Source organism: Kitasatospora sp. NPDC051702, assembly GCF_040681575.1.
In the GTDB taxonomy this organism is placed as follows: domain Bacteria; phylum Actinomycetota; class Actinomycetes; order Streptomycetales; family Streptomycetaceae; genus Kitasatospora.
On sequence record NZ_JBFAZB010000094.1, the window covers coordinates 1 to 6375 of the forward strand.

Consider the following 6375-nt stretch of genomic DNA (forward strand, 5'->3'; position numbering starts at 1 on the left):
CGCCCCGCGGCCGCCCGCCCAGCCGGGCGGGGCGGCGGGGTCGCAGCCCCACCCCCCGGCGCCCCCGCGGGTGGTGCCGGCGGGGGCCTGCGGGGCCCGGCCGGCGGCCGGGCTCGGGAGGGCGCCGCGTACGGGGGAGGCGCGGCGCCCTCGCGGTGGAACAGGTCACCCGGCGCCGGGTGCCGATCGTGCGTCAGGCGCGGGCGAGGACCCAGGCGCCGAGGCCGCTGCAGCCGGAGGCCGAGTAGGTGGTGGAGCGGAAGCCGGGCGGCACGGGCGAACCGGGGCAGGTCCAGATGCCGACCCGGGCGATGTTGTGGCGCCAGGCGCCGACGCCGTTGCACCCGTTGATGATGCGGTCGGTGATCACGTAGCCGGCGACCACCGGGGAGCCGCCGCAGGTCCAGATGCCGTCCTTGGCGAGGTTGTGCCGCCACGAGCCGATGCCGTTGCAGCCGTTGTTGACGTGGTCGGTGATCACGTAGCCCGTCACGACGGGCGAGCCCGAGCAGGTCCAGATGCCGTCCTTGGCCAGGTTGTGCCGCCAGGAACCGATGCCGTTGCAGCCCGCCTGCTGGTGGTCGGTGATCACGTAACCGGTGACGACGGGCGAGCCCGAGCAGGTGTAGAGGCCGTCGGCGGCGGGCTGCTGGTACCAGGAGCCCGCGCCCTGACAGCCCGTCCGGTCGTAGCCAGTGATGACCCACCCGGCCGGCACCGGCGCCCCCGAGCAGGACCACTGGCCCGGGCCGCCCCAGCCGGCCGGCTTGGCCTCGGCGGAGGACATGCCCCCGACGGTGCCCCCGAGGACGACGGCGGCTATCAGGGCGAGGGCGGCGCCGGTGGCGCCGACGCCCCGGCGGACGACCGCGGCCGTCAGCCGGGTCACCAGGTGGCGGATGTTCATGGACGACTCACTCCTGTCGGGTCGGTGGGCATGCGGAAAGACGTCCCGGCCGCGGGTCCGCGGCGGCGGAACGTGGGCCACCCTACGCGGAGGAGATGTGGAAGTACCGTGCGGATCAGATGAACACGGCCGATGACGAACCTTTGTCCGGAACCGGTCATGACGCCGCGTCAGCACATTGACGCCGGGGCTTCCGGAGCACTATGGCGGCCGGAGCGGGCCGGGCCGAGCGGTCCGGTCGGGCCGGGCGTCGGCCGGGCGTCGGCCGGGTCAGACCGCCCGGAGCACCCCCAGCAGCCGGGCCACCTCGGCGGCCACCGAGGCCCGGCCGGCACCCAGGTAGCGGCGGGTGTCCACCAGCTCCCGGTGCTCGTCCAGACAGGCCCGGACGGCCGCGGTGAACGCCTTGTTGAGGTGGGTGGCGATGTTGACCTTGGTCATCCCGCGTTCGACTGCGGCGGCCAGGTGGTCGTCGGCCACACCGGAGGAGCCGTGCAGGACCAAGGGCACCGGGACGGCCCGCTCCAGGGCGGCCACCAGCTCCAGGTCGAGGACGGCGTCCCGGGTCAGCATCGCGTGCGAGCTGCCGACCGCGACGGCCAGCGCGTCCACCCCGGTGCTCGCCACGAAGGCGGCCGCCTCGCCCGGGTCGGTCCGGGCCCCGGCGGCGTGCACGCCGTCCTTGCCGCCGACCTCGCCGAGCTCGGCCTCGACCCAGACGCCCCGCTCGTGGCACCGGGCGGCCACCTCGGCGGTCGCCCGGACGTTGGCCTCGTAGTCCAGCGCGGAGGCGTCGAACATGACCGAGGTGAAGCCGAGTTCGACGCCCTCCCGGACCAGCTCGGCCGAGGTCACGTGGTCGAGGTGGACCGCGACCGGGACGGCCGCAGCCCGGGCCACCGCGAGGGTGGCCCGGCCGATCGGCGCCAGCGCCCCGTGGTAGCGCACGGCGTTCTCGCTGATCTGCAGGATCACCGGCGCCCCGGCCCGCTCCGCACCCGCGACGATCGCCTCGGCGTGTTCCAGCTGGATGACGTTGAAGGCCCCGACACCGTGCCGGCGGCGGGCGGCCGGCTCGACGATCGAGCCCGTGGCTACGAGGGGCATGGGTCTCCTTGTGGGGCGGCGGGGCGGGCGGGGCTGCCGGGGTACACCGGCCGCACCCGCACCCGGGGCAGCAGCTGCCGGTGCTCGACCGGGTCGAAGCTGCCGGCGAGCGGGGCGAGGACGGTGGCGGCGGACAGCGCGACCGCCTCGGCGAGCCGCACGGGCCAGGGGGTGCCGGCGACCAGGCCGGCGGTGAGCGCGGCGACGGCGGAGTCCCCGGCTCCGGTCGGGTTGCCGCGGACCGGCTCGGGCGGCCGGGCGCGCCAGTCGCCGTCGGGGGTGCTGGCCAGCAGTCCGCCGGGCCCGAGCGAGACGACCACGGCCCTGGCGCCGGCCGCACGCAGCCGCCGGGCGCCGGTGAGCGGGTCCACCGGCCCGGTCGTGGCGGCCAGTTCGGCCTGGTTGGGCTTGACCAGGGCGGGGCCGGCCGCCAGTGCGGCCCGCAGCGCGGCGCCCTCGGCGTCCAGCACGGCCGGCACGCCGGCCTGCGCGGCGAGGGCGACGAGCCTGCCGTACGCGTCCGGGGGCACGCCCGCCGGCAGCGATCCGGCGAGCACCACCGCCCGGGCCGACCGCAGCAACCGCCGGTACCGGGCGGTGAAGTGGGACCACTCGGCCCCGCTGACGGTCGGCCCGGGCTCCAGGTAGACGGTCGCGTCGCCGAGCTCCTCCTCGACCACCGTGACGGTGCGCCGGGTCGTGCCGTCGATCGGCACGAACTCGTCACGCAGGCCGGCGGTGGCGAGGTCGGCGCGCAGGGCCTCGCCGGTGGCGCCGCCGGCCAGTCCGGTGACGACGGTGTCGTGGCCGAGCGCGGCGAGCACCCGGGCGACGTTCACCCCCTTGCCCCCGGCCCGTTCGGCGGGGGCGGTGACCCGGTTGCTGCCGTGCCGGGCCACCCGGTCGAGCCGGTAGGTGACGTCGACGGCCGCGTTCAGCGTGACGGTGAGGATCACCGGTCGCCTCCCGGGGCGAGGGCGCGGGCCAGCAGCGCGGCCCCGAGGCTGCCGGCGCGGGGGCCGAGTTCGGCCCGGACCAGCCGGGGCCGCGGGCGGAAGGGCAGCCGCTCGGCGAGCGCCGGGCGCAACGGGCCGAGGAGGTCCTCACCGGCCCGGGCCAGGCCGCCGCCGATGACGATCCGTTCGGGGTCGAGCAGCGCGGTGGCCGCGGCCAGTCCGTCGGCGAGCGCGTGCACGGCCTCGCTCCAGACGCGCACGGCCGTCGGCTCGCCGTCGGCGGCGCGCCGGTGCACCTGGGCGGCAGTGGTGCCGGGCCGCCCGGTGGCGCGGCCGTAGCGGCGGGCGATGGCGGCGGCGGAGGCGACGGTCTCCAGGCAGCCGCGGCCGCCGCAGGCACAGCGCTCGCCGCCGGGCCGGACGATGAGGTGGCCGAGTTCGCCGGCGGCGCCCAGGGCGCCGGTCAGTGGGCGGCCCCGGTCCACGACGGCGGCGGCGATGCCGGTGCCGACGGGGACGAAGAGGAAGCAGGGGCTGCCGCGGCCCGCACCGAGCCGGGCCTCGGCGAGGCCGCCGGCACGGACGTCGTGGCCGAACGCGACCGGCAGGCCGAGGTGTTCGGCCAGCCGGGGGCGGATCGGGACGTCGTGCCAGTCCAGGTTGACGGCGCGGACGACCGTCCCGGCGGCCTCGTCGAGCAGACCGGGGACGACGATGCCGGCAGCGCGGGGCTCCGACCCGGCCCGGCGGGCCAGGTCGGCGAGTTCGGCGGCGCGGCCGAGGACGGTGTCGAGGACGGCGGCCGGGCCGCGTTCGGGCCGGGTCGGCCAGCGTTCGGCCTGCAGCAGGGTGCCGTCCTCGGCGACGACGGCGCCCTTCAGCTCGGTGCCGCCGACGTCCAGGGCGATGACGGTCACGGCCGGGCGAGGATGATCGAGCGGGTCAGGTTGCGCGGCCGGTCGGGGTCGAGGCCGCGGGCCTCGGCCAGGGCGACGGCCAGTCGTTGGGCGCGGACCAGCTCGGCCATCGGGTCCAGGCCGGAGGCCACCACGGTGGCGCCGGTGGCGCGGACCTGGTCGAGCAGGCCGGCGGGCGGCTCGCCGAGGAACCAGACGACGCGGCCGGGGGCGCTGATGCTGACCGGGCCGTGCCGGTACTCCATCGCCGGGTAGGACTCCGTCCAGCTGCCGGAGGCCTCGCGGAGTTTGAGCGCCGCCTCGTTGGCCAGGCCGACCGTCCACCCGGTGCCGAGGAAGGTGAACTGCTCGGCGGCCAGGGCGGCTTCGGGCAGTGTGGCGTGGGCGGCCCGGCGGGCCTGGTCGGGCAGGTCGGCCGGGGCGAGGCCGAGGTGGCCACGCAGCAGCGCCAGGCCGGTGGTGGCGAAGCGGGTCTGCACGACGGACCGCTCGTCGGCGAAGGAGAGGTCCACGACGGTGTCGGCGGCGCTGGCGACGGGCGTGTCGAGGTCGCCGGTGATCGCGGTGGTGGCGGTGCCCGAGGCCCGCCGCAGGGCGTCGATCACCTCGGTCGTGGTGCCGGAGCGGGTGATCGCGACCACCCGGTCGTAGCGGCGTGTACCGGGGAACGCGGAGGCGGCGAAGGCGTCGGTCTCGCCGAGGCCGGCGTCCTCGCGCAGGGCGGCGTAGGCCTGCGCGATGTAGAGGGAGGTGCCGCAGCCGAGGACGGCGACGCGCTCGCCCGGTTCGGGGAGGCCGGTGGGCTGCGCTTCCAGCGCCCGGGACCAGCAGGCGGCTTGGCTGGCGATCTCCGCGGCGACGTGGGACATGGAACCTCCTGCACAATCCTGCATGTAAATGCTTGAAGATGAGCAAAAGATAGACCAGACACTCATGATTGAACAGTGGGCGCCGGAGGGCGCGGGAGGCACCGGACGGCGCGAAGCCTCCGGGGGCCGCCGATTGCCCCGAGCGGGTGACGGGCCCGCCCCGCGGATGGTTCGATCGACTCCCATCGACTCCTGTCGACTCCGAAGCCCAGCGCCGCACGGCCCCGGACGGCCGCGGCCCGACCCGGGGGGTGCCGTGCTCCACCTCGACCTGGACCGCGCCGTGCTCGCGAACACCCGGTTCGCGATCTCGCCGCTGGCGAACGCACTGGGCGCGCTCTGGCTGCTGCGCGGAGACGCACGAGCGGGCCGGGCACGACCCGCCGGAGACGCACGGGCGGGCGGCTGGCGCGGGCTGGTCCGCGAGACCGTGCGCGAGCGCCGACTCGTGCTGCTGGACGCCCTGTTCACCGACGCCGGGGACTACGTGCCGGACTTCCTCACCCCGCAGCCCGAGGCGCCGGAGGCCTCGGTGCAGGACGAGCTGCACGCGGTCGCCACCACCGGCTCGGCCCGGCTGCGCTGGGAGCTCGACGTCATGACCCGCGGGATCGACGCGGAGCGCCTGACCGGCCGGGCCACCGTCCCGGTGTCGCTGCGCGACGCGCTGGAGCGGGGCGAACAGGAGTTCGCGGAGCGGGCGGCCGCGGAACTCCAGGTGCTGTGGGACACCGCCCTGGCCCCGCACTGGTCGGCGCTGCGCGCCCGCCTGGAGACCGACATCACCCACCGGGCTCGGACGGCGGCCTTCGACGGCCTCTCCGGGATGCTCTCGACCCTGCACCCGCGGGTCTCCCTGGCCGACGGCCGACTGCGCCTGATCACCCGCTTCCAGGGCCGGATCCCCGACACCACCGGGCTGGTCCTGACGCCCTCGGCGTTCGCCACCGACCTGCGCCTGGTCATCGACTCCGTGCCGGCCCCCGCGACCCGGCTGCCGATGTTCGCCTACCCGGCCCGGTCCGGACCCGGCCCCGGCGGCGGGAGCCCGGTGCGCGACCTGCTCGGGGTCACCAGGGCGCGGCTGCTGACGGACCTGCGGACCGCCCGCACCACCGCGGAGCTCGGCGAGCGGCACTTCCTCGCCGCCAGCACCGTCTCGTACCACCTCGGCATCCTGCACCGCACCGGCCTGATCACCCGCACCCGCACCGGGCAGCGGGTCCTGTACGAGCAGACTCCCCGCGCCGCGGACCTGCTGACGGGCACCGCCCCGTGCTGAAGTCCCGCTCTCCGTCGGCCTCCACCGCGCTCCCCGGCGCCCGCAGGGCTCCTCAGCGCCCCTCGGCGGCTCCGGGCCACCCCGTCGGCGCGGGGCTGCAGTTGCTCACACCTGCCTACACTTGCCACGTTTCGAGCAGCTTCGATCATCTCTCCGCGGTGCCCGTCACGGCCCGGGAGGTGGTCGCACCCCCGGAGGTGAACACCGCGTGAGAACCACCGACCACACTCCCTCCCGCATCGCTCTGGCCGGCGCCCGGCTGGTCCTGCCCGGCGGCGTCGTCGAGGGCGGCCGACTCACCGTCGAGGGCACCGCCATCGCCGGCCTCGGCGGCGAG

6 protein-coding genes are annotated in these 6375 nt (G+C 76.7%); 1 reads left to right on the top strand and 5 read right to left on the bottom strand.

The features are described 5' to 3' along the window. Positions 1-193: 193 nt before the first annotated feature. The 5 genes from AB0N04_RS38265 to AB0N04_RS38285 form a co-directional block, all read right to left on the bottom strand. Positions 194-907 (bottom strand): hypothetical protein, encoded by a 714-nt coding sequence (locus AB0N04_RS38265; RefSeq protein WP_360222597.1) that lies wholly within the window; start codon positions 905-907, stop codon positions 194-196. Positions 908-1177: 270 nt separating this feature from the next. Then, positions 1178-2014 carry a class II fructose-bisphosphate aldolase gene (locus AB0N04_RS38270; RefSeq protein ID WP_360222600.1) on the bottom strand — a complete coding sequence of 279 codons (837 nt, stop codon included), beginning with the start codon at positions 2012-2014 and terminating at the stop codon, positions 1178-1180. Further along, a complete protein-coding gene (locus tag AB0N04_RS38275) occupies positions 2002-2970 on the bottom strand; it encodes a 1-phosphofructokinase family hexose kinase (RefSeq protein ID WP_360222603.1) in 969 nt (322 codons plus the stop codon). The genes AB0N04_RS38270 and AB0N04_RS38275 overlap by 13 nt, the downstream gene beginning before the upstream one ends. Next, positions 2967-3887: an ROK family protein gene (locus tag AB0N04_RS38280; RefSeq protein ID WP_360222606.1), complete on the bottom strand. Its 921-nt coding sequence runs from the start codon at positions 3885-3887 to the stop codon at positions 2967-2969. The genes AB0N04_RS38275 and AB0N04_RS38280 overlap by 4 nt, the downstream gene beginning before the upstream one ends. Beyond that, positions 3884-4756, bottom strand: a complete 873-nt coding sequence (locus AB0N04_RS38285; RefSeq protein ID WP_360222609.1) for a sugar isomerase — start codon at positions 4754-4756, stop codon at positions 3884-3886. The genes AB0N04_RS38280 and AB0N04_RS38285 overlap by 4 nt, the downstream gene beginning before the upstream one ends. A 256-nt stretch (positions 4757-5012) precedes the next feature. Here AB0N04_RS38285 and AB0N04_RS38290 point away from each other — a divergent pair, with 256 nt between their 5' ends. Beyond that, a complete protein-coding gene (locus tag AB0N04_RS38290) occupies positions 5013-6038 on the top strand; it encodes a winged helix-turn-helix domain-containing protein (RefSeq protein ID WP_360222612.1) in 1026 nt (341 codons plus the stop codon). Positions 6039-6375 lie beyond the last annotated feature (337 nt).

Bases quoted from the DNA above. Each gene is read 5' to 3' on its own strand.
- AB0N04_RS38270 (WP_360222600.1), bottom strand. From the start codon at position 2,014: ATGCCCCTCGTAGCCACGGGCTCGATCGTCGAGCCGGCCGCCCGCCGC.
- AB0N04_RS38285 (WP_360222609.1), bottom strand. From the start codon at position 4,756: ATGTCCCACGTCGCCGCGGAGATCGCCAGCCAAGCCGCCTGCTGGTCC.
- AB0N04_RS38265 (WP_360222597.1), bottom strand. From the start codon at position 907: ATGAACATCCGCCACCTGGTGACCCGGCTGACGGCCGCGGTCGTCCGC.